At 50.2% G+C, this 26160-nt stretch carries 23 protein-coding genes and 2 tRNA genes; 15 read left to right on the forward strand and 10 right to left on the reverse strand.

The features are described from left to right. Window positions 1–258: 258 nt before the first annotated feature. The 4 genes from Q397_RS24355 to Q397_RS0115560 all read right to left on the reverse strand — a co-directional run bounded on the left by Q397_RS24355 (window position 259) and on the right by Q397_RS0115560 (window position 2491). On the reverse strand, window positions 259–1635 hold the full coding sequence (locus tag Q397_RS24355) for a site-specific integrase (protein ID WP_156950743.1): 1377 nt from the start codon (window positions 1633–1635) through the stop codon (window positions 259–261). Next, window positions 1616–1939, reverse strand: coding sequence for a hypothetical protein (locus tag Q397_RS25025; RefSeq protein ID WP_156950744.1), 324 nt, complete (start codon window positions 1937–1939; stop codon window positions 1616–1618). The genes Q397_RS24355 and Q397_RS25025 overlap by 20 nt, the downstream gene beginning before the upstream one ends. A 56-nt stretch (window positions 1940–1995) precedes the next feature. Next, window positions 1996–2071: transfer RNA gene (locus tag Q397_RS0115555), tRNA-Ala, on the reverse strand. Window positions 2072–2146: 75 nt separating this feature from the next. After that, window positions 2147–2491, reverse strand: coding sequence for an FYDLN acid domain-containing protein (locus tag Q397_RS0115560; RefSeq protein ID WP_028880212.1), 345 nt, complete (start codon window positions 2489–2491; stop codon window positions 2147–2149). 250 nt (window positions 2492–2741) lie between these two features. Here Q397_RS0115560 and aroA point away from each other — a divergent pair, with 250 nt between their 5' ends. The 6 genes from aroA (at window position 2742) to Q397_RS22875 (ending at window position 8441) form a co-directional block, all read left to right on the forward strand. Then, the gene (gene aroA, locus Q397_RS0115565; RefSeq protein WP_051610136.1) at window positions 2742–4067 is read left to right on the forward strand and encodes a 3-phosphoshikimate 1-carboxyvinyltransferase; all 1326 of its coding nucleotides are present in this window, start codon (window positions 2742–2744) and stop codon (window positions 4065–4067) included. A gap of 32 nt (window positions 4068–4099) precedes the next feature. Continuing rightward, on the forward strand, window positions 4100–4738 hold the full coding sequence (gene cmk, locus Q397_RS0115570; protein WP_028880214.1) for a (d)CMP kinase: 639 nt from the start codon (window positions 4100–4102) through the stop codon (window positions 4736–4738). A gap of 190 nt (window positions 4739–4928) precedes the next feature. Beyond that, a complete protein-coding gene (rpsA, locus tag Q397_RS0115575) occupies window positions 4929–6626 on the forward strand; it encodes a 30S ribosomal protein S1 (protein ID WP_028880215.1) in 1698 nt (565 codons plus the stop codon). Between the two features lie 115 nt (window positions 6627–6741). Continuing rightward, window positions 6742–7662, forward strand: a complete 921-nt coding sequence (gene sppA / locus Q397_RS0115580) for a signal peptide peptidase SppA (protein ID WP_028880216.1) — start codon at window positions 6742–6744, stop codon at window positions 7660–7662. 57 nt (window positions 7663–7719) lie between these two features. Next, window positions 7720–7998 carry an integration host factor subunit beta gene (gene ihfB, locus Q397_RS0115585; protein WP_028880217.1) on the forward strand — a complete coding sequence of 93 codons (279 nt, stop codon included), beginning with the start codon at window positions 7720–7722 and terminating at the stop codon, window positions 7996–7998. A gap of 95 nt (window positions 7999–8093) precedes the next feature. Further along, complete coding sequence (locus Q397_RS22875; RefSeq protein WP_051610137.1) at window positions 8094–8441, forward strand: lipopolysaccharide assembly protein LapA domain-containing protein; 348 nt, start codon at window positions 8094–8096, stop codon at window positions 8439–8441. On the opposite strand, the gene Q397_RS0115595 is transcribed toward Q397_RS22875, so the two are convergent. The 5 genes from Q397_RS0115595 to Q397_RS0115620 form a co-directional block, all read right to left on the reverse strand. Continuing rightward, window positions 8438–9739, reverse strand: a complete 1302-nt coding sequence (locus Q397_RS0115595; RefSeq protein ID WP_028880218.1) for an L-cysteine desulfidase family protein — start codon at window positions 9737–9739, stop codon at window positions 8438–8440. The genes Q397_RS22875 and Q397_RS0115595 overlap by 4 nt on opposite strands. A gap of 322 nt (window positions 9740–10061) precedes the next feature. After that, window positions 10062–10961: an ATP-binding response regulator gene (locus Q397_RS0115605; RefSeq protein ID WP_028880219.1), complete on the reverse strand. Its 900-nt coding sequence runs from the start codon at window positions 10959–10961 to the stop codon at window positions 10062–10064. Window positions 10962–10964: 3 nt separating this feature from the next. Continuing rightward, window positions 10965–11948 (reverse strand): response regulator, encoded by a 984-nt coding sequence (locus Q397_RS0115610; RefSeq protein ID WP_028880220.1) that lies wholly within the window; start codon window positions 11946–11948, stop codon window positions 10965–10967. Further along, the gene (locus Q397_RS24360; RefSeq protein WP_205618841.1) at window positions 11945–16042 is read right to left on the reverse strand and encodes a response regulator; all 4098 of its coding nucleotides are present in this window, start codon (window positions 16040–16042) and stop codon (window positions 11945–11947) included. The genes Q397_RS0115610 and Q397_RS24360 overlap by 4 nt, the downstream gene beginning before the upstream one ends. A 506-nt stretch (window positions 16043–16548) precedes the next feature. Next, a tRNA-Ser gene (locus Q397_RS0115620) sits at window positions 16549–16639 on the reverse strand. 222 nt (window positions 16640–16861) lie between these two features. On the opposite strand from Q397_RS0115620, the gene Q397_RS22885 reads away from it, so the two are divergent. The 9 genes from Q397_RS22885 to Q397_RS0115665 all read left to right on the forward strand — a co-directional run bounded on the left by Q397_RS22885 (window position 16862) and on the right by Q397_RS0115665 (window position 24669). Further along, window positions 16862–17557, forward strand: a complete 696-nt coding sequence (locus Q397_RS22885) for a cytidylate kinase-like family protein (protein ID WP_051610139.1) — start codon at window positions 16862–16864, stop codon at window positions 17555–17557. A 123-nt stretch (window positions 17558–17680) separates the two neighbouring features. Beyond that, a complete protein-coding gene (locus Q397_RS22890; protein WP_338056292.1) occupies window positions 17681–18652 on the forward strand; it encodes a calcium/sodium antiporter in 972 nt (323 codons plus the stop codon). Window positions 18653–18654: 2 nt separating this feature from the next. Continuing rightward, a complete protein-coding gene (locus Q397_RS0115635; protein WP_028880222.1) occupies window positions 18655–19407 on the forward strand; it encodes an SDR family oxidoreductase in 753 nt (250 codons plus the stop codon). A gap of 9 nt (window positions 19408–19416) precedes the next feature. Beyond that, complete coding sequence (folB, locus tag Q397_RS0115640) at window positions 19417–19830, forward strand: dihydroneopterin aldolase (RefSeq protein ID WP_028880223.1); 414 nt, start codon at window positions 19417–19419, stop codon at window positions 19828–19830. A gap of 439 nt (window positions 19831–20269) precedes the next feature. Further along, entirely contained in the window at window positions 20270–20827 is a 558-nt protein-coding gene (locus tag Q397_RS22895; protein ID WP_038014273.1) for a gamma-glutamylcyclotransferase, read from the forward strand. Between the two features lie 104 nt (window positions 20828–20931). Further along, window positions 20932–22104: an aspartate aminotransferase family protein gene (locus tag Q397_RS0115650; RefSeq protein WP_028880224.1), complete on the forward strand. Its 1173-nt coding sequence runs from the start codon at window positions 20932–20934 to the stop codon at window positions 22102–22104. A 3-nt stretch (window positions 22105–22107) separates the two neighbouring features. Beyond that, window positions 22108–23016 carry an ornithine carbamoyltransferase gene (gene argF / locus Q397_RS0115655; RefSeq protein WP_028880225.1) on the forward strand — a complete coding sequence of 303 codons (909 nt, stop codon included), beginning with the start codon at window positions 22108–22110 and terminating at the stop codon, window positions 23014–23016. Window positions 23017–23106: 90 nt separating this feature from the next. After that, window positions 23107–24030 carry an Hsp33 family molecular chaperone HslO gene (gene hslO / locus Q397_RS22900; protein ID WP_051610141.1) on the forward strand — a complete coding sequence of 308 codons (924 nt, stop codon included), beginning with the start codon at window positions 23107–23109 and terminating at the stop codon, window positions 24028–24030. A 60-nt stretch (window positions 24031–24090) separates the two neighbouring features. Further along, entirely contained in the window at window positions 24091–24669 is a 579-nt protein-coding gene (locus Q397_RS0115665; RefSeq protein WP_028880226.1) for a hypothetical protein, read from the forward strand. Window positions 24670–24672: 3 nt separating this feature from the next. On the opposite strand, the gene Q397_RS0115670 is transcribed toward Q397_RS0115665, so the two are convergent. Then, complete coding sequence (locus Q397_RS0115670) at window positions 24673–26127, reverse strand: TrkH family potassium uptake protein (RefSeq protein WP_028880227.1); 1455 nt, start codon at window positions 26125–26127, stop codon at window positions 24673–24675. Window positions 26128–26160: the final 33 nt, after the last annotated feature.

Consider the following 26160-nt stretch of genomic DNA (forward strand, 5'->3'; position numbering starts at 1 on the left):
AGCACAGTGCCCGACAAATTAGGATAAAGCCATGAAGTGTTTCATACTTTCAGATTCTCCTCGCACAGAAAGTCTGGAAGTTATGCAAAAATCACTCACGCAAGCCTTATCCCAATTTGTAGTAAACCACATTTCTCTCTGGCGAACAATGCGGGAAACGCTGGTTTAGCTGGTTACGTTGATTATTGAAACAGGAATAGTTAATTTGAATAATCATTATTCAAAATCATGCAATGATGTACAGCCCATATCCCCAAATTAATACCGAACTTTCCCCAATTCTTCCGCCACGACATTCATAGAATACCCCTGCCCATAAAACGCCTGCGAAGTACGGGAATTTGAACGATCCGCCCACCCGCCTAACAGCATTGCGATTTCATGACGGACATCCGCCGCTCGTAATGCATCACGGAAGTTATGACGGAAACTATGGAAGGAAGTCCGATCTGCATCAGCACCAATGGATTTCAAGAACCGGGCAAACCATTTTGAGAATTGATCGGATCGGTATCCGGTAGTCCCAACGGGTATATCCGGGAATAGTTTTGATCGTGGTTTCTTCTCGAATGTCTTCAAATACCGCATGAAACCGAGTTCCATCAATTGAGGATGGATGGGTACCACACGTTCAGACGACTTTGTTTTAAGAACCTTGTCGTCAATTCCACGATCTGTTTCACGGGTAATGTTGAAACACCAGACTTTATCCTTCATCACAATGTCTTCCACATTCAACTGGCAAATTTCATTGAGGCGAAGACCATTATAAAGTCCGATATGAGGAACCCAGAATTCGACACCGGATTTATCCGATAACGCCGTAAAGATTTTTACCAACTGATGTTCTGAAAAAGGTAACCGTTTATCTTGTGCATGAACGGGGTCAGCGACTTTCAATCCGATAGCGGGATTATGGTCCAACAATTCTTCTTCGACTGCCCAATTCAGTATGGCAGATAGCTTGTTGACGTATTTGTTGATGGTCAGTGGTGCCATCGGTGTCATTTTTTTCTCACGGGCAATCGCAGATATTTCCACCAACGTTTTCTTCGGAAAACGTTTCTTCGCATTGGCAGGAAGGTGTCGAACGACATCCATGAACCGACGACAATCTTCCCGATCAATATCAGCGATAGGTCTATCGGCACCAAACAATTCCATCAGCACGTTGTAAACCGATTGGTACGTCATCACCGTCTTCTTGGAACGAGACCGTGCTGGATCATCCATATAACGACGATACAGGTCATCCAGCGTGATGGATGGTTTCGTGGGTGAATGTTTTTCCAGAACCTCTTCAACAACCGTTTTAATTAACGTTCGGAGACCGTCTCGGCCGGATGATGGTGGAGCTTTGATTTGCGGGTCTACTGTATCACTTTTCTGTATCACCCTGTATCGCTCAGAAGTGTCATTTAAAACCACACCACGGGCTTCTACGATGATTTGCTCAACATCCCTGCTGACGGTTCGATAACGTCGCACAGCGGTCTGATAATCGCTTGTTTCCAATGATTTTATGAGTTCCGACTTACCGATACGGTCACGCAAATTCATCGGCACCCACCGACGATACCGCCATATGTTTCCGCGACGTTGAAGACCGACCAGTTTACCCATAGCGAACCTCAAAGGGAGTTCGCCTGTATCGGTTTACTGTATCACTGTGTCGATTCTGCCCGAAAACGATCAGAAAATCGGCACCAAGAATCGCCCATCCCCCATCAATGGAACGGTCTGAAAATTGCAGAAAAGTGGGATAAAAACAAAACGGACATTCCACGTCACCGTGCGAATGTCCGTCTGTAATGGTGGAGCTAAGCGGGAACATGAATGCAAGGCGTACAGTGGCTTTGCGAACATCTGATGCAATCACGCCAGCGACGTTTCCAGCACCGTTCACACGCCAATTCTGACGATCTGACGGATATGTCATCGGGGTAAAAACAAAACAGCCACAGCACGTCACCGTGTCTATGGCTGATTGTATAATGGTGGAGCCTAGCGGGATCGAACCGCTGACCTCAACACTGCCAGTGTTGCGCTCTCCCAGCTGAGCTAAGGCCCCTTTGTGTGGGGCGAAATGTAGCCGATTTTTTTATCTGTGCAAGATAAAAATGCAGCTGGGAGGCAAAAAAATAGCTTAGAGGTTCGGGTCGGCGACGTCTTCGCCTATATGTTCCATGATTTCTGACATGTCGGTGTCATCCGGGCCGCCCAGGTCGTCGGCATCTTCAAGGAAGTCATCGTCATCGTCATCAAGGTCGATATCGTCGTCGAGGTCGTCAAAATCGTCGAGATCGTCCATTACGTCTTTGGGCGCTTTTTTAGGCGGTGTTTTGTCATACTGACGGGTTTTGGCGAGTAATGTGGCTTCGTCATTGACGGGAGTGCCACATTTTGGACAATTGGCGTCCGGTTTGCGCATGTCATAGAAATGCGCACCGCACTTGGAACATTCGTGTTTCTGTCCCCATTCTGGTTTCATGTTCGGCCCTCCCTTCGAACTTTCAAAGGCGACCACCATTGGCGCCGGATACCGGGGCATCATTTGATGCGCCCCTTTAGGTTATCGAACAAAGCCGAATTTAATTTCGGCTTAAAATTACTGTAAATCGATTTTTTTTAAATGTCTTCTCAAGAGTGAGGGTCAAGTCGCTTTTTTACATTTCTTCTTTCATTGACTTATGGAACGTGCTGTACGAAAGTGCCTGCACATTTAATAGACGTGAAGGCGAGTGCTCGTGAAACCTGTTTTGTCCCCTAAAAGCGGCCCTTTAAGTGGTCAAATCCGTGTCCCCGGTGATAAGTCCATTTCCCACCGTGCATTGATGTTTGGGGCGATGGCGCTGGGCACCACACGCGTGACTGGTTTATTAGAAGGCGAGGACGTGCTGTGCACGGCGGCAGCTATGCGCTCACTCGGTGCTGAGGTCGAGCGTGAAGAAGACGGCACATGGGTTGTTACCGGGCGCGGCGTTGGCGGATTTAGTGAGCCAACGGGTGTTCTGGATATGGGCAACTCCGGCACGGCCGCACGCTTGCTGATGGGCGTACTGGCAACACAATCCTTCACGACCTTTATGACCGGCGATGCCTCTCTGTGTTCGCGCCCGATGGAACGGGTGATGAAACCGTTGCGCCCGATCGGGGTGAATTTCGTGTCACGCAGCAAGGGGCGTATGCCAGTTGCGATTCAGGGGACGGATGAGCCAATGCCGATCACCTATGAATTGCCGGTTGCCTCTGCACAGGTGAAATCCGCTGTTATGCTGGCGGGGTTGAACGCACCGGGGAAAACCATTGTGATTGAACCGAACCCGAGCCGTGATCATACAGAAAAAATGCTGACCCATTTCGGCGCGGACGTGGTTGTGGAAGAAAATGAAACAGGCGGTCGTGTGATCACCCTGACAGGGCAACCGGAATTGATGGCCCGTGATGTGGTCGTGCCGACGGACCCAAGCTCAGCCGCATTTCCTGTGGTGGCGGCTTTGATTACACCGGGATCCAACATTACGGTTGAGGCTGTGGGCATGAACCCGCTGCGCACTGGTTTGTTTACGACGCTGAAGGAAATGGGCGGCAAAATTACCGAGCTGAACAAACGTGTTGAAGCCGGTGAGGAAGTGGCGGACCTGCAAGTCGAATATTCAGAGCTGACGGGTGTCCGTGTTCCGGCGTCCCGTGCGCCCAGCATGATTGATGAATATCCGGTGCTGGCTGTGGCGGCGAGCTTTGCCAATGGCACCACCCATATGGAAGGGTTGGAAGAACTGCGCGTCAAAGAAAGCGATCGCCTTGCCGTGGTTGTGGAAAGCTTGAAAGCGTGCGGCGTTGATGTGATTGAAGGGGAAGACTTTATGACCGTTAACGGGAACGGCCAGCCGGCATTGGGCGGCGGCGAGATTAAATCCCGCTTGGACCACCGCATTGCCATGTCTTTTATCGTCTTTGGCATGGCGTCTGAACAGCCGGTGACCATTGATGACGGCAGCCCGATCGACACCAGCTTCCCCGGGTTTATTGACCTGATGAACGGTTTGGGCGCGTCCATTCGCTAACCAGATAACAAGACCTTGAAAGATAGATGAGTATGACAATTGTAGTCGCCATAGACGGTCCCGCGGCCGCAGGTAAAGGCACATTGGCGCGTCGAGTCGCAGCTGATTTGAACTTGGCCTATTTGGATACAGGTCTTTTGTACCGCGCAACCGGTTTTGCCGTTGTGTCCCAAGGGGGGGATCCGAGTGATGAAAATCTGGCCTTGAGTGCGGCGCAAAAATTAACGCCTGCCGATCTGGAAAATGAAAAGTTGCGTTATGACGAGGCCGCGCAGGCAGCTTCAAAAGTCGCTGTAATTCAGGCGGTTAGGGATGAGTTGTTGGACTTTCAGCGACGTTTTGCCGAACAGCCGCCAGTTGGTAAAAAAGGTGCTGTGCTGGATGGTCGTGACATCGGTACGGTGGTCTGTCCGGATGCGGATGTGAAACTGTTTGTGACGGCGTCAACGGAAGTTCGGGCGCAAAGACGACTAAAAGAGTTGCAAGATCGTGGTCTTGAAGCTATATACGCGCAGGTTTTGCAAGATATGAAAGACCGTGATGCGCGCGATAGCCAACGGGCCGCCGCGCCATTAAGGGCAGCTGATGATGCCGTCATTTTGGATACGTCCGATCTGGATATTGAAGAAGTGATTGCACAGGCTAAATCGATCATTACTCAAAAGACCTAAAAAAACGTCTGCATTTGATTTTCATCGTTCCTGTTGTTTGGGGACGGCGAAGGTCTTTTTGCATTTTACATGAAGAATGTCGGGTGTTAGTCACCGCGCACACGGCAAGGTTCTTCGACGCAATTGCTGGTGACAGACCAACGGAACCAACCGTTCGGCATGTAATATTATAAACGTAGGACTTATTATTATGACCCAAGCAGCTGAAACAGCTCCTGTAGTAGAAGATTTTGAAGCCCTCTTTAACGAAACATTCGGTGAAGAAGCTTCTTTTGAAGGCCAAGTACTGACTGGTACAATCATCGGTGTTGAAAACGATTTCGCGATGGTTGACGTTGGTTTGAAATCTGAAGGCCGCATCCCCCTTAAAGAATTCGGTTTCGGCGAAGAAGCGCAAAAACTGTCTGCTGGTGACACAGTTGACGTTTTCGTTGAACGCTACGAAAACAAAGACGGCACAGTTGTACTGTCCCGTGAGAAAGCGAAACGTGAAGAAGCGTGGAAAAACCTCGAGAAGCAATTCGAAGCTCAAGAGCGTGTTAACGGCGTTATCTTCGGTCGCGTTAAAGGCGGCTTCACAGTTGACCTTAACGGCGCTGTTGCGTTCTTGCCGGGCTCTCAGGTTGATATCCGTCCGGTGCGCGACGTCACACCGTTGATGGGCAACGCTCAACCGTTCCAAATCCTGAAAATGGACCGCCAGCGTGGCAACATCGTTGTTTCACGTCGTGCTGTTCTTGAAGAAGCACGCGCTGAAGCTCGCGGCGATCTGATCAAAGGTCTGGAAGAAGGTCAAATCCTTGACGGTGTTGTTAAAAACATCACGGATTACGGTGCATTTATCGATCTTGGCGGCATCGACGGCCTGCTGCACGTTACAGACATCGCATGGCGTCGTATCGCGCATCCGTCTGAAGCTCTGCAAATCGGCGAGACTGTTAAAGTACAGGTTATCCGCTTCAACTCTGACACACAACGTATCTCCCTGGGCATGAAGCAGCTTGAAGCTGATCCTTGGGAAGGTGTTGACGGCAAATATCCGGTTGACGGCAAGTTCTCCGGTCGCGTTACAAACATCACTGATTACGGTGCATTCGTTGAGCTGGAGCCGGGCGTTGAAGGTCTGGTACACGTTTCTGAAATGTCTTGGACGAAGAAGAACGTACACCCGGGCAAAATCGTTTCTACTTCTCAAGAAGTTGAAGTTATGGTTCTCGACGTTGATCCGGTTAAGCGTCGTATCTCCTTGGGTCTCAAGCAGTGCTTGGCTAACCCGTGGGATGCGTTCTTGGCTGAACATCCGCAGGGTTCTGAAGTTGAAGGCGAAATCAAGAACATCACCGAATTCGGTCTGTTCATTGGCCTGAACGGCGAAATCGACGGTATGGTTCACATGTCTGATCTGGCATGGGAAGGCACACCGGAAGAAGCGCTGGCTTCCTTCAACAAAGGTGACGTTGTTAAAGCACGCGTTCTTGACGTTGACGTTGAGAAAGAGCGTATCTCCCTCGGTATCAAACAACTGAGCGAAGATCCGTTTGAGTCTGCTGCTGGCGACATCAAGAAAAACCAAGTCGTAACTTGTACAATTACAGCTGTTGAAGAAAACGGTCTGGAAGTTGAAGTTGAAGGTGGTTTGACTGGTTACATCCGTCGCGGCGATCTGGCTCGTGACCGTGGTGACCAACGTACAGACCGCTTCAACGAAGGCGACAAAGTTGATGCCAAAGTGACACAATTCGACAAGAAAAACCGTAAGGTTTCCCTGTCTGTGAAAGCTCTGGAAGTTGAAGAAGAGAAGAAAGCTATGGCTGAATACGGCTCTTCCGACTCCGGTGCTTCTTTGGGTGACATCCTTGGTGCCGCTCTGGAAAAGAAAAAAGACTAATCTTTAGTCCGACTTCTTTTTCATGAAGTTTGTAAAAACCCCTTCCACGCACTTGCGGGAAGGGGTTTTTCTTTTATAGTTATAAAGGACCTATTTTTTTGAGAAAGCACCTGACATGAGTTTTGCCGCTGACCATCTTCTTGATCGCCTTCGATTGAAACGCCGCTTGCGCCTTTGGCAAGGGATCGGCATCGTGGCGATTGTCGCGGCCTTATTTGGGCTGGCAGCCCGGTTCGAGTTGATGGGCGCGCAGGACCATATTGCGCGCATCTGGATCGAGGGGATCATTCAGGATGATGCCGAACGTGACATGGTGCTGCGCGACCTGGCAGAGGATGACAGCGTGCGGGCGGTCGTCGTGCGGATCAATTCACCGGGCGGGACCGTCGTGGGCGGGGAAGCGCTTTATCGACAGCTGCGTATGCTTTCAGAACGCAAACCCGTTGTGGCTGTGATGGGAGAGGTTGCGGCCTCGGCTGGGTATATGACCGCCATTGCAGCTGATTATGTGGTGGCCCGTGAAGGCACGATCACAGGGTCTATCGGTGTTTTAATGCAGTCTGCAAATTTTACTAAACTTATGGATAAGATTGGTGTCGAACCGGTTGTAATTAAAAGCTCGCCTTTAAAGGCGGTGCCGAATCCTATGGAAGCGGTGACGCCTGAAGCGAAAAAAGCAACCCAGGCCGTGATTATGGATATGTATGACATGTTTGTAGGGATGGTGGCTGAACGTCGAGAAATGACGCTAGAACAGACACTTAAGATTGCGGATGGTCGAGTTTACACCGGGCGCCAAGCGAAGGAAAATGGTTTAGTCGATGCGACGGGAAGCGAAGAGATTGCCTACAAATGGCTGGAGACGGAAAAAGAAATTCCACCGGGACTTGATGTTTTTGATGTGGAATATGGAGAAGAGGATTTTTGGATGACTGCCAAAAGCACACTTCTCAGTGGTATTTTTGATAAAACATTGATTTCAGAAGGACTTAGACTTGACGGGTTGGTTTCCATCTGGCAACCTAATCTACAGTAGCGGCATTATGTCGGGTCTATTTCAACCCTCTTTATGTAGTAAAAGGAGCAGGTGCCCATGACCAAGTCGGAATTGATTGCACGTTTGGCAGAAGCAAACCCCCACCTCTTCCAGCGTGATGTGGAGCGTATTGTCTCCACAATCTTTGACGAAATCACGCAAGCGCTCGCCGATGGTGATCGTGTGGAACTCCGTGGTTTCGGTGCGTTTTCCGTCAAAACACGTGGTTCTCGTACGGGCCGTAACCCGCGCACAGGTGAGTCTGTGGATGTGGGGGAAAAGGCAGTCCCGTACTTTAAAACAGGTAAAAAGTTGCGTGAGCGCCTGAACGGCTAAGACCCGCCTGTCTGATTTAAACGAAAAGGGTGAACAAGGCAGGATGACGCCTGACTGTTCAGCCTTTTGTTCTGCTTGCTAAGGAGCGATTGACTGTGAGATTTTTATTCTGGCTTCTGTTTCTGCCTTTTGCTCTGGTTGTTGTCATTTTTGCGGTTTCCAACCGGGCGCCGGTCGGTGTTGATTTCTGGCCCTTACCTTTCAAGCAGGAAACTCCGCTCTATCTTTTGAGTTTGGGCACGTTAGCCTTTGGCTTCTTTTTTGGTGCGTTGCTGACATGGTTGTCGGTTGCCAAATGGCGTGTGATCGCCATGAGCCGTAAAAAAGATACAGAATATGCCGAAGCGGAAATCGAACGCCTGCATCAGAAGCTTAGTGAAACAGAAGCCCGTCTTGCCCCGGTGCAAGAGACGTTGCCCGCCCTGAAAGGGGACGCCGCTTAGGCTGTCGGCGCGGCTGTGTCTTCCTCCAGCATCATGTGGAGAATCTCTGTGTCGGTTTCGCGCATGCCGATACGTCCCAAGCGCCCGACATTTTCGATGGTTTTCTCAATCTCTGCTGCGATAATACCTTCCCCTGCCTGAAAGTGCTGACCTTTCCGGGCCATATGGAAACCGAGGATACCAGCCTCGACGGAGGCCGCGATCTTGGATGCGCAGGCAGGTTTTGCCCCATCACAGATAATGCCGGAGACAGAGCCGAGCGTATTTGCAATGGTGTGATTGATGACCTCTGGTGTTTCCCCGTGCAGATAGGCGATGCCGGCAGCGGCACCTGTACCAGCACTGACGGCCCCGCAAAAGGCAGAGAGCCAGCCAATGCCGGTTTTAATGTGGACCGCAACAAGGTTTGCCACAATGAGGGCACGTAGAAGCTGGTCGCGATCGGCCTTGAGTTCAAAAGCATATTCAATGACGGGCAGGGAGGTTGCGATCCCTTGATTGCCGCTGCCGGTGACGATGATGACGGGCAATTCACATCCGCCCATGCGGGCATCAGACCCGGCGGCGGCCATGGCTTTGGCGCGGTTTTTGACGTCATGGCCCCATGTGTCAAGCAAGACGCTGCCAATATTTGCCCCCCAATCTCCTTGCAGGCCTGCATTGGCAATGCGGGTGTTATAGTTGATCTGCTTTTCGACGAGGGGACGAACCTCTTCGAGGTCCACTTCATCGGCAAAGGCAATGATTTCGCGGATCTGTAGGGTCGTGCGATCCACGGGATGTGCATTCGCCACAAGACTGTTGTTTTGGGCATTGAAGATCAAGTGATCGTCTTTTCTAATTTCAACGATGTTGGTATGAAATTGAGAAATTCGTACCTGTGCGGTGTTGCTTTGGCAGGAGAGCGTTACGATCAGGTCAAAGGTGTAGTCGCTGTCGAGGGGCTGAACATCGATGGGCACCTGTGCAAGGTAGCTTTGTATATCGCCGCGTTGCTGGTGGGTGACGGCCGAAATGACTTCCAGTTGACGCTCCGCTTTGCCTGCGATGACACCAGCGGCAATGCAAGCACGTATCCCTTTTAATTCGCCCGTGTTGGGAACGACGACACTCTTGGTGTTTTTGATGATGTTGCCACTGACTTGTATATGGGCGCGATCGGGAATTTCGCCCAGAACATCGCGCGCTTTGGCCGCGGCATAGGCAATCGCGATCGGCTCTGTACAGCCAGTGGCCGGGACGAGTTCTTGTTTTAAAATTTCTAGGTAGTTTTGAAAAATGAGTGAGGGGGCTTGCATGGCTGATCTCGCTTTTGAATATAGATATAGACTATCCCAAAGCTGTTGGAAAAAGGGTTTAAATAATCCCCTTGAAGTAAATAAGTTTAGGCATAAAATTCAATTTAATATGATATAATAAAAATATTTTTTAAATTTCTTTCCTTGCACGTGAGAAGGTGATCTTGCCCTACAACAAGATTTATTGCGGAAACATGTAAAAGTGATTCAGGGCGCAAGGGGGATGTTTGATTGATTTGCGCAAGATGTAATCTTTTGCAGCCGATATGCCGATGGAGCCGTTGAACGCCGAAACATGGGGGCGCCATGTTTCGGCTTTTCTTTATTCAGCGGCTTGCGGGCGCTCTTGAGTGGCGATGACGATATTGCCCTTGCCAATAAATTCCAGTTTATCAAAGCTGATGGCTTTTGACATGACGATCCCGCGCCCATGGGGGTCGAAAATACGTTCGGGGGAGATCTCAAGATATTCGCGCCAGTCAAACCCGCTTCCTTCATCTTGAATCTGGATTTGAGTGCGTTCTGGCTTTTTGTCGATTTCAACACGTACTTTGCGACTTTTCAGGGCGGGGTCAGACTGGCGTTCCTGTACCAATTGATGAAAATAGCCCCGAACCAGTCCATCGGTTTTCTCTGAATAGGAAATGGATAGGTTGCCGTGTTCAACAGCGTTTAAGAGTAGCTCTGTCACGCCCAATAAGGCGCGCTGGGCATCGGGAAACATGAGAGAGAGGCTCTCTGCCAGTTGACGGGCTTCACTGTGGGTGTGGAAGGTGAATTCGGATTTGTTGAGGTAACTGAGCATCCCTTCCAGCAGTTTTTGTTTTTCCATGCCTGCGCGATAGACCTGATAGGTGCCAACTGCGTTGGAGACAAGGGCTTGCAAGATGGTAGGGGTGGTTGGTTTGGTCAGATACCAAAATGCGCCCACGGCCATCCCTTCCAGAATTTGGGCGGGTTTGGAGAGATTGGTGTTGAAGATGATCGGCACCTTCGACAAGAGCGATTTATCCTGAAGCTCTTTTGCAAGATCGATACTATCGCCGTCAGGGAGGTTGCGATCAAGGATCAGCGCATCAAAGTTCGTCGGTTCTTTTTCGAACAGTTCTTGCGCTTCTTGGATCGTAGAGCATTTGACGACCTGATGACCCACAGCCTCCAGTGTGTTTTCAATCAAATCTGACATAATTTCTTCATCTTCAAGGACAAAAATATTTGCCATGGTCTAGTCTACATCTTTAAATTGTTGTTGGATACGTTCGATAAGGGGGCGAATGTCGCAAAAAGCCTGAATGAGATCAGGATTAAAATGTTTCCCACTTTCACTAAGCATGTAGGGGAAGGCGTCTTCTGTTGACCAAGCTTCTTTGTATGGCCGTTTGGTGGTTAGGGCATCAAAGACATCGGCAATGGCAACAACCTGAACTTCCAGCGGGATGTCATTGCCTTTGAGGCCGAGGGGATAGCCTGTGCCATCCCATTTTTCGTGGTGATAATAGGCAATTTGGGCGGCGAGTTTAAAAATCGGTGCTTGGCTTTTGGAGAGGATTTCATAGCCGATCAGGCAATGTTTTTGCATGGTTTCCCATTCCTGAGCGTCAAGTTTGCCGGGTTTCTTCAGGATACTGTCGGGTATGCCGATTTTACCCGTATCATGCATCGGGGCAGCCATTTCGATCAGGGCGCAGGTATTTTCATCTAACCCGATATGTTGGCCTAAGGTTTTGGCATAACGGGCCATACGCCAGATATGGATGCCGGTATCGGTATCATTGTAATGTCCGGCTTCGCTTAACATGCGGATAGCGTCGTGGTAGCTGGTTTCCAGTGCTTTTTTGCGCACGAGATTAAGGTGGGTTTTTACACGGTACTTGAGGATTTCGGGCACGATGGGTTTGATCATGTAATCAATAGCACCCACATGAAACCCTTCGGCCTGCGCGCTGATTGCCGAGCGGCTGGTCACAAAAATAACCGAGGTGTTTTCCAGAATGTTACTTTCATTTAACTGTCGGCAGATTTCATACCCGTCCATGTCGGGCAATTGGATATCAAGCAAGATGAGCTGAGGGTTGAAACGCTTCACAGCGGTGATTGCCTCTTCACCGTTTTTTGCAAATTTTAAAGTATAGTCTTTGCCAATGATCTGGCGGATTAAGGCAAGGTTTTGAACTTCATCATCGACGACTAGAATGGTTTCAGTGCTCATTTTTTGCTCTCAGGGCTGGCAGTTGACAAAAGTTCTGCGGCTTTGGCAAAGTCGAAGTCACGCAGGGCATCTGCGATTTGAGGATAGAGCGGGTTGGATGGATCACTTTCTTGCAGAAGCTGAAGCAGACTCTCGCTGGCATCCAGGTCTTGATCTTCCAGCTTGGCCTGTAGGTCTTGCGGGGTTGTTGCTGTATGTTTTTGCACCGCTTCGGCTGATGACGCCGACACCTCGGCCGCGGGGAGGGTGTCGAGGTAGGTGGCAATTTCGTCCAGAACCTGTTGGTGGATCTGGTTGAGTTCGTCAGCAAAGTCACGGATCAAGCTGCCTTCATGTATTTTGCCTTCGACGGTATTTAAAAAATCGGCGTAGTTATTAAGGCCAAGGGCGGCGGTGGCCCCTTTCATCTTGTGGAGTTGGCGCTGGGCATCCTCTGGCCCCAATTCCAGCAGGGGGGGGATGGCCTCCCCATAGTCACTTAGGAATTTTTGGAAGTATTGTGCGAGTTTTTCTTCGCTGCCCCATAATTGTAAGGCCAGAGAGAGGGTTAGATACTGATAGGGCGTGGCGCTGGCGGTTTGTTCATCGGCCGTGCGGGGCGGCGCGAGAGGGGGAGCCCCCGTTTTTTCAAGGATGGTGTCGAGCATCAATTGAATATCAAAGGGTTTGGAGACAAAGCCATCCATACCAGCTTCAAAGGCTGCATCTTTCTGCGCCTGAAAAGCCCCGGCGGTTAATGCGATGATGGGGGTGTGCTGTGTGTCTTCCATTTCCCGAATTTTTCGGGTGGCTTCATACCCATCCATTCTGGGCATTTGAATATCCATCAGAATGAGATCGAATAAGGAAGGGGTTTCCATCATGTGGCGGGTTGCTTCTTCGCCATCGATCGCAAGAACCACGGTTGCGCCTTGATCTTTTAAAATCCGCTCGGCCACATCCCGGTTAAATTCGTTATCATCAACCACCAGAATCGTGAGGCCCAAGAGGCATTTCTCATTTGTCGTTGGTTGTTTTTGCTGCTTTTTATGCCCTGGATTTTTTAGGGTGATGACCTGATCATACAGTGATGACGTAGTCACCGGCTTTTCCATCACCGCATCAATATACGCCGCATTTTCCTGTTTCAGGACATTGTCCTTTGAATAGGCGGTAACCATAATGATAATGGGTAAGTTGTGATCTGACAGGCTTTCTTTGATTAATCGAGAGGTTTCCAGCCCGTCCATGACCGGCATGTCCCAATCAAGCAATAAGATGTCAGGCGCTTTGTGATGTTTGCTGACGTTCAGTGTATAGTTTAGGGCATCTTGCCCGTTGGAGAATGTTTTGGGTTTCCAGTTCAGGCTCTTGACGGTGTTTTCCAGTGCGTCCTGTGCGATTTTAAGGTCGTCAGCAATGACAACATCAAGGTTGGTGACTTCCGGTGACGAGGTTTTCGCCGACCTGTCGACAGTTAAGGTGAGGGTAAAGCTGAACTGGCTGCCTTGTCCCAGCTCACTCTGTGATTTCAGCTCGCTTCCCATCATTTTAAGCAGCTTGGACGTAATCGTTAAACCAAGACCTGTGCCGCCATATTTTCGGGTTGTGTTGCCTTCTGCCTGCACAAAAGCTTGCTCAATATTCTTAAGGGCATCCCGGGACATGCCGATGCCGGTATCGGACACTTCAAACCATAACGTTATCTCGCGCTCTGTTTCTTCCAGCGTTTTAATGGCAAGCTTGACGTATCCTTGTTCGGTAAACTTGATTGCGTTGCCAAGAAGGTTGATCAGAATCTGTTTGAGGCGGAGAGGATCCCCGATGAGTGAGGTGAAAACACTGCTCTGAGGGTGAATGATCAGATCAATATTTTTATGTGCTGAACTGATGGACATAATGGTGGCAATACTGTCGATGAGCTCTTGCAGGGTAAAGGGGTGTTGGGAGAGTTCCAGTTTGCCGGCTTCGATTTTGGAGAAATCCAGAATATCGTTCAGAATATCTTGAAGAGACTGCCCGGCGTTGAGTATTTTACCGGAAAGTTCGCGCACTTCCTCGGGCATGTCCGGTTTGTGCAGGAGCTGGGCCAGACCGAGGACCGCATTCATGGGGGTTCGGATTTCATGGCTCATATTGGCCAGAAACTCTCCCTTGAGACGGGTCATCTTTTCAGCTTCGTTTTTCGCAGCCTCCAGAGCTTTATCAATGGTTACTTGTGCGGTGACATCATCGACCACGCCAGTAAACATTGGTTTTCCTGTATCCTTATCTTCCCCATAAAGAGACTGACTACGCAAGATGCGCCGACCATAGCTTGGATGGTTGATCTCAAACTGTTGGGCAAAGCCGGACTTATTTCTGGCGCATTCTTCAAGGGCTTTTTGAAGGGCCTGCTTGTCATGGGGGACCATATTTGAATGAAGCGTGCGATAGCTCACTTTTTGGGGTTCGTTGCCATGTCCGAGAAGATGGGCGGCTCGCTTATCCATGACGAGGATTTCGTCTTCAATGTCAAATTCCCACACTCCGATATTGGCTGCGGAAAGGGCAAGGTCTAAACGGTCTGTGGTGTCTTGTAGTTCTTGTGTGCGTTGTTCTACGCTGATTTCCAGGGTTTCGTGATATTCCTTGAGAGCCTTTTCATTGGCGACACGAACGGAAATATCTTTGATGTTGCCAAGGATGAAGGTCTCGCCATTTTGGGTGAGTTCTGTAAGGTTGATTTCGATGGGAAATTCTTCACCATTAGAACGTTGTGCGATCAGCTGTCTGGGGTAAGAGATTAAGCGGGATTGGCGATCATTCACGTAATTTTTTAGATGCTGATCGTGGTTGGCATGATCGGAAGGGGGCATGAGAATATGCACATTCTGACCAATGGCTTCATCGGCTTTTAGCTCGAAAATGCGCTCGGCGGCGGGGTTAAACTCGCGGATACAGCCTGATTGGTCGATGATCACCATGGCTTCCGACGTATTGTTATAAATTTTTTGCAGACGTTTCTTTTGGGACATAAGGTCTATTTCCGCCATGACCTTTTTTGTGCGGAAATGGGCAAGCAGTGCCGAAGCCGCAAGGGTAAAAAGGAGAAACAGGATCATGTCAATTTTGGATAATTTTGACATGACATAGCTGAAAATACTTGGCGTAGGGCTGTTGGCCACAATGATCAGTTCGAGTCTACTGTCCGGGTGGGAAGCTATGTTGGCACTGGTCAATTTGGTGAATGTATAATCTGTGCCATGGGTAAAAAACTGTAAGAAGCGTGGTTCGCCGTCAGCGAGTGTTCCTTCATCCGCGTCTTTCTCCGCATAGAATTTGCCGCCTGTGTTTTCTCTCAAGATCTTCCAGGTGTTGGGCATCTCATGGGAAACCCGTAACGGATGGGAGCGCAATTGAAAGGCAAAGGCGCGATTATCCTGCGGGTCAAAGAGCCAGTCGCCCTTTTCATTTAAAAGCCAGAGATTGAGTGAATTTTGTAGGCTGGCGTTGCGGACGTGTTTGATCAGGTTTTCCGCGAGATAGTTTAAAATTAAGACATATTGGACGTTGCCGTAAGGATCGAATATGGGGCGTGACAGGCGGATAACCGGCTTATGTGGCACTTCTACCGCGTCGTTTTCGACGTTTAAATCCAGTGGGGAGATAGAGGTGAGGCCCGGTTCAATCTTGAGGGCTTCTTGAAAATAATACCGACGGCTTTTGTTTTGCAATTGGGCAGTCGGAACCAAAACAGCGTTGGGAGCCTTGTAGTTAACCCGTAAAACCTCGATACCGCTGGCGTCGAGGAGACGGACTTGATCATAACGTCGTGAGGTCAGGGCAAGGGTTTTAAAAAGCGCTCCCAATGCGGCGTGGTTTTGCGCTGTTGGGGCGTTGGTGTAGCTTCTTAAGACGTCAGAGGTGTGGAGGAAATCAAGGTCAAATTCCAGTAGACGCAGTTCATTTTTCAGATTGCCGGATACGTTTTGAAGGACTGTATTGTGTAGGGTTTGGTTTCTGTTGTGAAGGGAATTGAGTTCCCAAAAAGCACTGAGGATAGCCGCAACGATGAGCGTTGCTATAATCACAAGCATCGTTGAGATGAACGTTGTCAGTTTTGTTTTAACCACAAGCATGCTCCCGCCAAAAAGATGGTTGGAAGAGGCAGGCCAAAATCGCCGTTCTCTCCCCCTCTATCCGCTTTGTTCTTTCAGAGCGCCTACTGTTGTTTTTTTTGCTGATATGTTAACTTTTAATCTCTAATTTTCAATCCGTAATTGAAAATATTTTTATGATGAATATTAATTTATCACCATTTTTTTAGTAGATTGAACGCACATCTTTGAAACAAAACGATAAAATTACCACACCTTAAAGTCCGCAATTTGTCAGCCTTTTATATTTAAGGTATTTGTGCCTATTGTGCAAGCTGTGGTTCAATTTGCTGGGAGTAATTTACGGATAGATTAAGTCTACGGCGGCCGGTTTCGAAAGAACGGAGCTATGATCAGCAAAGATCTGACACAAAAAGACAAAGGCAGGACTGGATGCCAAGTATATCAAAATCGGTATAGAAAGGGAAAAACACCCTTCAAAAGCAAAAAGCCCAAGGCATTAACCTCGGGCTTTTTCATAATGGCGGACAGGGAGGGATTCGAACCCTCGATGAGCGATTAACCCATACCCGCGTTCCAGGCGAGCGCCTTCAGCCACTCGGCCACCTGTCCACAATATATGTATAAATTTGCACGCTGTTCTGTACAAACCTGCTGGAACGAGGCCGAAAACTAGCGAAGTCCTTTGGGGCGTGCAACTGTTTTTTTTAGCTTTTTTGATTTTCTTTTTGAATAATTGTCTCAGCTCAAGACTTTTGGGTGTATTTTTGGTATCATTAGGGCTGAAACAAAGTCCTGTTTTGGGTCGTACACTGGCAAGCAGGGAGAAGAACGATGACCATTGACGTACAAGGTGTCATTCAGGCTCTGTCCAGAGCTGTCGAGGTTTCACCGATGAATAGCGACGCCCCTCTTCATCCGGTCATTACCATTTCGCGGGATCTGGGGACTGGCGGGGATGCGATTGCGCAATTGCTGGCGGAACGGCTGGGGCTGGACATTTATGATGAAGAAATTATGGATGCGATCTCCAACCGCTATGAGGTCAATAAAAGTGTCCTGAAAAATCTGCATGAAAAATTAAGTTCGGCAAGTGATTCCTGGCTTTATGCCATGGTGACGGGGAAAAATGTCTCGCGCGAAGACTATGCTCATGCGCTGGTGACTGTAATCCGCGCAATTTACCATAAGGGCGGGATCATTATGGGACGTGGTGCTCATGTGGTCTTGGATGGGCGTGATGTGCTGCGGATCCGGCTGACCGGTTCGCCAGAGGCATGCGCCAAACGGGTTGCCCATCGCGAGCGGTTGAGTTTGACGGAAGCTAAAAAACGTTGCGCGGCTGTTAATAAAGAGCGTGGGCATTTTGTCTGGAGCATGTTCAAGTCCCGCCTGAACGATCCGACAAACTTTGATCTCACGATCAATACGGATCATTTTGCGCACTTTGAACAGATTGTTGAAACCATCATCCGGGCCATGGAAATGATGGGGTACAGCAAACGGCGGACCGGTACCACGAACCGCTAGAACAATTCTTAAGAAAAATGACTCTGTTGTGTCTCGCCCCTTTACATTAAGGGGCGGGCATGGCAAAGCTCTAGCTCATTTTTCTCCATCAGGAATTGGATCTCCTTTAATATGATGATGTATGTGCTTATCGCAATCGGTTTTGTCCTGTTGTTAGGCGGGGCGGAATATCTGGTCAAAGGGTCGGTTGGTCTGGCCCGCCGTATCGGGGTTTCCCCGCTTGTGATCGGGATGACGGTTGTGGCGCTTGGGACGTCGGCACCTGAATTTGTGGTGAGTTTGGACGCGGCCATGGCGGGTGTTGCAGGTATTGCGACCGGTAACATTATCGGCTCCAACATCGCCAATATTCTGTTGATCCTTGGGGTGACGGCTATGATTAAGCCGATCCATAGCGATCCGGGGTCTGTGTTCCGTGATGGGATTATCCTTGTGGTCTGTAGCGCGGTCTTTACTGGACTGGCGTTGAGCGGATCATTAGACATGATGTCGGGTCTTATCCTGACAGCCATGTTTATTGGTTTTCTGGTTTATTCTTATTGGCGCGAAGCCCATGGTGCGGACCCTGAAGTGGCAGAAATGCACGCCCATGAAGCCGAAGAAGTTGAAGCGCCGGACAATCCATGGGTTTTGCTGGCGATGACCCTTGGCGGGATCGCAGCGGTGGTCTTTGGTGCGGAGCTGCTGGTTGATGGCGGCACGCAGATTGCCCGTCAGTATGGTGTTTCAGAAGAAGTGATTGGCCTGACCATGATTGCGGTCGGCACCAGTCTGCCGGAATTGGCGGCGTCTGGTATGGCGGCCTTGCGTGGTCATACGGATGTGGCGTTGGGGAACGTGATCGGGTCCAACCTGTTTAATATCCTTGGTGTCTTGGGGATCGTTTCCATGATCCAGCCTTTGCCTGTTGCACAGCAACTGATCGAGTTTGATCTGTGGGTGATGATGGGGGCAACTGTTCTGTTGGTGCCGTTTATGGTGACCAGATGGAAGTTGTCGCGTCTTGAAGGCTTTATCTTTGCGGCTAGCTATGGTGTCTATATCGCGGTTCAGGCCTATGGTGTGGACAGTCTTTTGGAAAAAATCGGGGCCTAACGATGAGGGTGGCATTGGTCACAGGCGCAGCGCAACGTATCGGAGCGCATATCGCAAGTACCCTTGCTGAGGCAGGCTGGGCCGTTGCCATCCATTATCATGGCTCAAGTGAAAAGGCAGAAGCCTTGGCGGATCAACTCCGCGCAAAAGGTGGTGTGGCCGAAATTTTCTCCGCCGACTTTTCAAATGAAGACGATGTGCAGCACCTGTTGCCCGCCGTTCAGGCGCGTCTGGGGCTGGTGAGCTGCCTTATTAATAATGCCTCTGTTTTTGAAAATGATACGGCGCTGACTGCCAGTAAGGCGAGCTGGGATTTACATATGGGTGTAAATTTGCGCGCGCCTTTCGTGTTGTGTCAGCATTTTGCGCGCCAGAAAGAAGGGGTGCGGGGCAATATCATTAATATTGTTGATCAGAGGGTCTGGAACCTGACGCCGCACTTTACCAGCTACACGCTTTCCAAGGCCGCGCTGTGGACGTTGACGCAAACGCTGGCGCTTGCTTTATCGCCTCATATTCGTGTGAATGCCATCGGGCCAGGCCCGACTTTAAAGAATGTGCGCCAAACTGAGGCGGACTTTCAGGCCCAGTACGAAGCTATACCTTTAAAAAAACCGACCGACCTTATGGATATTTCCAACGCAGTGTTGTATATCCTTAGCGCACAAGCCATGACGGGACAAATGATCACCCTTGATGGCGGAGAACATCTGGGCTGGGCCCAGGGGGATAATCATACCCCACCACGAGAATAGGACAAGCCGATGACCGCGTATCAAGCCGACAACGTTCAACCGCTTCGTATTGCAGATGCGAAAGCTTCCGTACGGCATGTCTTTATTCGGGATCTCGTCCTTTTGTGTTCTATCGGCGTTTATGAATATGAACATGAAGCGCCGCAGCGTATCCGGGTTAATCTGGACCTGACGGTGTCGGAAAGTCACCACAACGATAATATCGATAATGTGGTCTGTTACGAACAAATCTCCAACAAGGTGCGGGACATCGTCAGTGGCGATCATACCAACCTGTGTGAGACCCTTGCGGAGAAGATTGCCGCAAGCTGTCTGGAGGATATCCGCGTCCAATGTGCCCGCATTCGGGTGGAAAAACTGGACGTGTTTGAAGACATCGCAAGTGTCGGTGTCGAGATTGAACGCTTTAACGCCGCCGTCTAAGTTTTTGTGATTCAGCACGCTTTTGCGGCTGGGCTCAACTTGCCTGAAATGGAATCGAATTTTTGCGAATCGTGGGGAATCCTAGAGGGGACTCCCTGCAAAGTTTTGCACATTCTGTAAAGAGGAAAAATTCGTTTCATTTTCGTGACTCTTCTATGAAACAGATAGGTTGTGTAAAAGTTTCCCTTAAAAATAACGTTTAATTTCAATGGGTTATTTTGGTGCACAAAAAATAGGCACTTCATAGGAAGTGGCGGTTTTGCTGGTCTAATTCGACATACCCCAGAACAACCCACAAACTTATCCACAGGCTTGGTGGATTAAAAAATGGACCCGCAGAAGTCCTAGGATTCCCACCCGTGAGTCAGCAGATTTGCGTTTTAATAAAAAAAATCATATCAAAGTAAAAAATATTTTTGAGTAGATCTTGAGGTTATCAATGGCGCGAGAAAAAGAACTTTGGGTTTTTGGCTACGGGTCATTGATGTGGTCACCGGGGTTTGAGTACGAACAGGTCTGTCTGGCGACCTTGGCGGGCTATCATCGTGACCTCTGTGTTTTATCTTATGTTTTTCGGGGCACACCAGAGGTGCCGGGGATCGTCATGGGCCTGCGCCCCGGTGGTCACTGTCAGGGGCGTGCCTTTAAAATCTCCGCAAAGGATGAAGCAGATGTGATGGCCTATCTGCAGGAGCGCGAGATGATCAACAATGTGTATGATCCCTGTTGGCTGGAGATCACTCTGGAAGATGGACGCCGGTGTCCGGCCTATACCTTTGTGGCACGTAGGGATCATGATCAGTATGTCGGAGATGAGCCTCAGCACGAAAAGGTGCGGTTGGTCTTGCAAGGTTTCGGACAAGGCGGCAGTGCGCTGGAATATCTGGACAATACCTGCACCCATTTGCGCGACTTATCGATCCGTGACGAGGCTTTGGAAACCATTTTGCAGGTTGCCCAACAGCAAAAAGCACAAAAAGGCGAAGAAATACGCTAAATAGGGGTTTTTTCGAATTGACAGCCTGTCGGACTATCCGGATACTCGTCCGCTTTCCTAAATGGAAAATTTTGTTTATTTAAACGTGTGGTAAAGGATAACCCATGACCCAATCTGTCATGAAAACCTATGCCCCGGCTGATGTCGTTTTCGATAAAGGCGAGGGGGTATTCCTATTCGCTGAGGACGGCAAGCGCTTTCTCGATTTCGGCGCCGGTGTGGCGGTGACCTGTTTAGGTCATGCCCATCCTCATTTGGTTGCGGCCCTGACCGAGCAAGCCCAAAAACTGTGGCATTGTTCTAATCTCTATAAAATCAAGGGACAGGAACGATTTGCACGACGATTGGCGGAAAACACGTTTGCTGATGTGGCGTTTTCCTGCAACTCCGGTGCAGAAGCGAATGAATGTGCGATCAAGGTCGCGCGTAAGCATTTTGCCGCAAAAGGCAGTGATCGTTATCGTATCCTGACATTTGCAGGCGCATTCCATGGCCGGACTATGGCGACCCTGTCGGCGGGCAAACAAGCCAAACATTGTGACGGCTTTGGCCCCATGCTGGACGGGTTTGATCAGGTCGCCTTCAACGATCTGGACGCTGCGAAAGCGGCGATTACCGATAAGACGGCGGCTATTCTGGTCGAGCCTGTGCAGGGCGAAGGCGGGATGCGTCCGGCGGATGTGGCCTTCCTTCAAGGTTTGCGCGCGCTTTGTGACGAGCATGGCCTGTTGTTGATGTTTGACGAAGTGCAAACTGGTGTGGGCCGGACAGGTAAGCTGTTTGCTCATGAATGGGCGGGCGTGACGCCGGATGTGATGGCGATTGCCAAAGGCATCGGCGGGGGCTTCCCGGTGGGGGCGTGCCTTGCGACAAACGAGGCGGCAAGCGGTATGGCACCGGGCAGTCACGGGTCGACCTATGGCGGCAACCCTCTGGCGATGGCGGCAGCCAATGCGGTGTTGGATGTGGTGTTGGAAGACGGCTTCCTCGATCACGTCAGCAAAATGGGCGCGCTGTTTAAGGCGCGCTTGCAAGACGTGGTGGACGCGCACCCGACTGTTGTGACGGGCGTGCGGGGTCGTGGTTTGATGCTGGCGCTGGAATGTAAGGTCACCAATACGGATTTGGTTGCCAAATGTTTTGCCAACGGTTTGCTGGCGGTTCCTGCCGGTGACAACGTCATGCGCCTGTTGCCGCCCTTGGTGGTACAGGAAGAACATATTGAAGCTGCGATCGCTATTTTGATGCGGTCATGCGCAGAACTTTCGGAAAAATAAATTATGAAACCGAAGCATTTTTTAGACCTTCACCTGCTTGATGGTGATGAACTCCGGCACATTCTGGATCTGGCGAACGGTTATAAGCGCGGCCTGAATGTGGCGGGTGGTGACAAACCGCTGGACGGCAAATGTCTGGCGATGATTTTTGAAAAACCCTCGACCCGTACGCGCGTGTCCTTTGAAGTGGGCATGGTACAACTAGGGGGCCATCCGCTGGTCCTGATGGGGGAAAATTCCCAGCTAGGGCGCGGGGAAACCATTGCAGATACTGCACGCGTCCTGTCGCGTATGGTTGATGGCGTCATGCTGCGTACCGATGCCCATGAAAAGCTGACGGAAATGGCGGAATATTGCACCATTCCCGTGATCAACGCCTTGACCGATGACAGCCACCCCTGTCAGTTGATGGCGGACATTATGACCATTGAAGAACATCGCGGCCCGATTGCGGGTAAAGTGGTGACATGGGTTGGTGACGGTAACAATATGGCGAACAGCTATATCCATGCGGCAACCCGTTTCGGTTTCGAATTGCGTTTGTCTTGTCCGGATGAGTTGATGGTGAAGGACAGCATTCTGGATTGGGCCGCGAACGAAGGGGGCAATATCTCCATCGTGAAAGACCCCAAACTGGCGGCGAGTGGTGCCGATGTGGTTGTGACGGATACGTGGGTATCTATGGGCGATAGCGATTATGATCGCCGGATGGAATTGTTGACCCCTTATCAGGTCAATGAAGGCTTGATGGCGCAATGTGCCAATGATGCCTTGTTCCTGCATTGCCTGCCTGCCCACCGGGGGGAAGAAGTCACCGATGCGGTGCTGGATGGTCCAAATTCCGTCGTCTGGGATGAGGCGGAAAACCGATTACATGCACAAAAAGGCATTATGGTCTGGTCAATGATGTGATCCGACCCTATATAGAGAAAAATTTTGAATGATTTGAGCCTCTGTCCGATATGGATAGAGGCTCAACGCTGTTAAATGGATAGTATGAAAATGAGCAAGCAGCTTTTAGATGACCGTATTCTGCCGTTTCAGGTAGATGAATTGGATATTCGCGGTCGTGTGATCCGTTTGGGCAAATCGGTTGAAACCATTCTCGAAGCCCATAAATATCCCAAACCGATTGCGGACATTCTGGCAGAAGCCATGGGCTTGACCGTTGCCTTGGCCTCTGGTCTTAAATATGACGGGGTCTTTTCCCTACAGGCCATCTCGGAAGGGGAAGGCGCAGGCCCGATCAAGGCGTTGGTGAGTGATATTACCTCGGACGGTGGCTTGCGCGGCTATGCCGGATTTGATGCGGATAAACTGGCAGCATTGGGCGACAACCCTGCGGTGACAATCGAAACGTTGTTAGGGACAGGGCGTCTGGCCTTTACGGTCGATCAAGGTAAGCACATGCAGCCCTATCAAGGCATTACGGCGCTTGAAAAAGGCACCCTGAGCGATTGTGCACATGCCTATTTCCAAAGTTCTGAACAATTGGATAGCGACTTTAAAATTGCCTATGGCGACAGCGGCATTTGTGTGGTCATGATCCAACGTTTACCGGATGAGGCAAATGATGAAGACGCGGCGAAGGAAAAATGGAACCACGCCACCATCATGCTGAAAAGCCTGACGGATCAAGAGATGCTGGACCCGACCTTGGGGATGGCGGACCTGCCGTATCGTTTGTTCCATGACGAAGGTGTTCGTGTTTACGAGACACGGACCGTCCATCAGGAATGTCGCTGTTCGGAAGAACGTCTGGAGACGACTCTAAAAAGCATGCCGACACCGGAATTGAACGACATGATTGAAGAAGGCGGGACCACTGTGACCTGTCATTTCTGTTCGACCGATTACACCTTCGATGCGGCGCGTCTGACGGCCTTGCGCGATGAAAAAGAAGCGGAAAAAGCGGTCAAACATTGACATCTGATCTCATCTAAGCCTGTATCATAGAAACAGATTATTATTTCTATGGAGGTTTAGATGAGACGTTTTTTTGCGGGGTTACTTGTTGTCGTGGGGCTGTCTGCCTGTGCGCAAACAAACCCGCCCGTACAGGTTTTACCGGAAATTACTTTTGTCCATCTGCCCCAGATCACACTGGATGTGGCGGCAATTGATGTGATCAACCAGTCCAAGCCCTCTGCGGAAGGTCGTGACGTTTCCCACCAGTATCCGACATCGCCCAGTAAAGCGATTAACAATTGGGCACGGGACCGCTTGGTCGCCGGTGGCACAAGTGGTGTGGCGCAGGTTGTGATTTTGGAAGCGACAGCCTTGGAGCAAAAGCTGCCGAAAGCAACCGGCGTCAAAGGTATCTTCACCAACGATCAGTCGGAAAAATATATCACCACCGCCAATGTCCGTATCGAAGTCATGGACAGTAATGGTACGGTCAAGGCCTATTCAGCGGCAGAAACCAATCGCACTATCACCCTTGCCGAAGACCTCAGTCTGTTAGATCGGGAAAAAGCATGGTTTGATATGGTGGAAAAGATGATGGCGGATTTCAACGAAGCGATGGATAGCAGCGTTAAAACCCACCTTCCGGTCCTGAAATAAAGCTTAGCCGCGCCAGAAGGTCGGGACAAAGAGGACCAGCACGGTAAACAGTTCCAACCTGCCCAGCAGCATGCCAAAGGCCATTAACCATTTGGCGCTGTCGGGCAGGGTCTGGAAGTTACCGCTTGGCCCCGTGATATCGCCAAGGGCCGGGCCGACGTTGGCAATGGCGGTTGCGGCACTGGAGATGGCGGTGACATAATCCAGCCCCATCATGCCCAAGGCCATGGCCAGCAAGGCAAAACATACCCCAAAGATAAAGAAGAAACTCAGGACGGAGGTTAAAACCTCTTCCGGGATCGGGCGGCGGTTATAGTAGGGGATAAAGACGCCATGTGGTTCCAGCAGGCGTCTGATCTGAGTATGAGCCGCGGCATAGAGCACCTGAAAGCGAAAGATCTTGATCCCACAGGTGGTGGAGCCGGAACAGCCGCCGATAAACATGATAAAGAAGAAAATCGGCCAGGCAAAATGCCCCCAGAGCTGATAATCCGTGGTCGCAAAACCTGTCCCGGTGATGATTGAAACCACGTTGAAGGACCCAAAGCGCAGGGCTTGGATCGGGTCTAGCCCTTTTTGTACCCATAAAAAGCCGCTGGTCAGCATAATCAACATGATGATGATGGCCAAAAACCACTGAACCTGCGTATCACGCAACAGGGCGGTGAAGTTACCGCGCAAACAGCGCAAATAAAGCATAAACGGCAAAGATCCGGCGATCATCCCCAGCGTAATGATGCCGTCAACCGCACCGCTGTCAAAATGTCCGACAGACCCGTCAGAGGTGGAGAAACCGCCCGTGGCAATGGTGGTCATGGCATGGGTGATGGCTTCAAAAGGGGTCATATCCGCAAGCCAAAGCGCCAAGGCCCAGATCAGGGTCAGCCCGACATAGATGGCTGAGATACTGGCAGAGATTTGTGCGGCTTTGGGCAGGGCTTTATCGGTTGTTTCAAACGCTTCGACCTTAAAGAGCTGCATGCCCCCAACGTGCAACATCGGCATGATGGCAACGGCCATCACAATGATCCCGATCCCGCCAAGCCATTGCAATAACGCACGCCAAAGCAATAGACCGGGGGGGGCGTAGTCTAACCCCGTAATGACGGTTGAGCCGGTGGTGGTAATGCCGGACATAGCCTCAAAAAAAGCATCGGTATAGGACATGTCCAGTTCACTAAAGGCAAAGGGCAGGGCCGCGAAAATCGTCATGACCACCCAGCTGAACGTCGCCATAATAAAGCCCTGACGGATGGAGAAAGGTGTTTTCTCCTGACTGCGCCCCGCAAAGATCAGCGCAAGCGCGACAAAGATGGTCACGCCGGATGACATCATAAAGACTTGCCAATCCGAATTGCCTTGGGCCAGATCCACGCTCATGGGGATCAACATACCGAGTGCCAGTGTCATCAACAGCAAGCCGATGATGAAATAAATGGGCCGCAGATTAAGCTTCATCTTACCTTTAGGGGTCTTGTTAATTGAATCTGT

Origin of the sequence: Terasakiella pusilla DSM 6293 (genome assembly GCF_000688235.1) — a bacterium.
Lineage (GTDB): Bacteria > Pseudomonadota > Alphaproteobacteria > Rhodospirillales > Terasakiellaceae > Terasakiella > Terasakiella pusilla.

What these genes read in the sequence shown, in the direction of transcription:
- Q397_RS25025 (WP_156950744.1), bottom strand. Translation starts at nt 1,939, where the DNA reads ATGACATATCCGTCAGATCGTCAGAATTGGCGTGTGAACGGTGCTGGA.
- Q397_RS0115560 (WP_028880212.1), bottom strand. Translation starts at nt 2,491, where the DNA reads ATGAAACCAGAATGGGGACAGAAACACGAATGTTCCAAGTGCGGTGCG.
- cmk (WP_028880214.1), top strand. Translation starts at nt 4,100, where the DNA reads ATGACAATTGTAGTCGCCATAGACGGTCCCGCGGCCGCAGGTAAAGGC.
- rpsA (WP_028880215.1), top strand. Translation starts at nt 4,929, where the DNA reads ATGACCCAAGCAGCTGAAACAGCTCCTGTAGTAGAAGATTTTGAAGCC.
- sppA (WP_028880216.1), top strand. Translation starts at nt 6,742, where the DNA reads ATGAGTTTTGCCGCTGACCATCTTCTTGATCGCCTTCGATTGAAACGC.
- ihfB (WP_028880217.1), top strand. Translation starts at nt 7,720, where the DNA reads ATGACCAAGTCGGAATTGATTGCACGTTTGGCAGAAGCAAACCCCCAC.
- Q397_RS0115595 (WP_028880218.1), bottom strand. Translation starts at nt 9,739, where the DNA reads ATGCAAGCCCCCTCACTCATTTTTCAAAACTACCTAGAAATTTTAAAA.
- Q397_RS0115605 (WP_028880219.1), bottom strand. Translation starts at nt 10,961, where the DNA reads ATGGCAAATATTTTTGTCCTTGAAGATGAAGAAATTATGTCAGATTTG.
- Q397_RS0115610 (WP_028880220.1), bottom strand. Translation starts at nt 11,948, where the DNA reads ATGAGCACTGAAACCATTCTAGTCGTCGATGATGAAGTTCAAAACCTT.
- Q397_RS22885 (WP_051610139.1), top strand. Translation starts at nt 16,862, where the DNA reads ATGACCATTGACGTACAAGGTGTCATTCAGGCTCTGTCCAGAGCTGTC.
- Q397_RS0115635 (WP_028880222.1), top strand. Translation starts at nt 18,655, where the DNA reads ATGAGGGTGGCATTGGTCACAGGCGCAGCGCAACGTATCGGAGCGCAT.
- folB (WP_028880223.1), top strand. Translation starts at nt 19,417, where the DNA reads ATGACCGCGTATCAAGCCGACAACGTTCAACCGCTTCGTATTGCAGAT.
- Q397_RS22895 (WP_038014273.1), top strand. Translation starts at nt 20,270, where the DNA reads ATGGCGCGAGAAAAAGAACTTTGGGTTTTTGGCTACGGGTCATTGATG.
- Q397_RS0115650 (WP_028880224.1), top strand. Translation starts at nt 20,932, where the DNA reads ATGACCCAATCTGTCATGAAAACCTATGCCCCGGCTGATGTCGTTTTC.
- argF (WP_028880225.1), top strand. Translation starts at nt 22,108, where the DNA reads ATGAAACCGAAGCATTTTTTAGACCTTCACCTGCTTGATGGTGATGAA.
- hslO (WP_051610141.1), top strand. Translation starts at nt 23,107, where the DNA reads ATGAGCAAGCAGCTTTTAGATGACCGTATTCTGCCGTTTCAGGTAGAT.
- Q397_RS0115665 (WP_028880226.1), top strand. Translation starts at nt 24,091, where the DNA reads ATGAGACGTTTTTTTGCGGGGTTACTTGTTGTCGTGGGGCTGTCTGCC.
- Q397_RS0115670 (WP_028880227.1), bottom strand. Translation starts at nt 26,127, where the DNA reads ATGAAGCTTAATCTGCGGCCCATTTATTTCATCATCGGCTTGCTGTTG.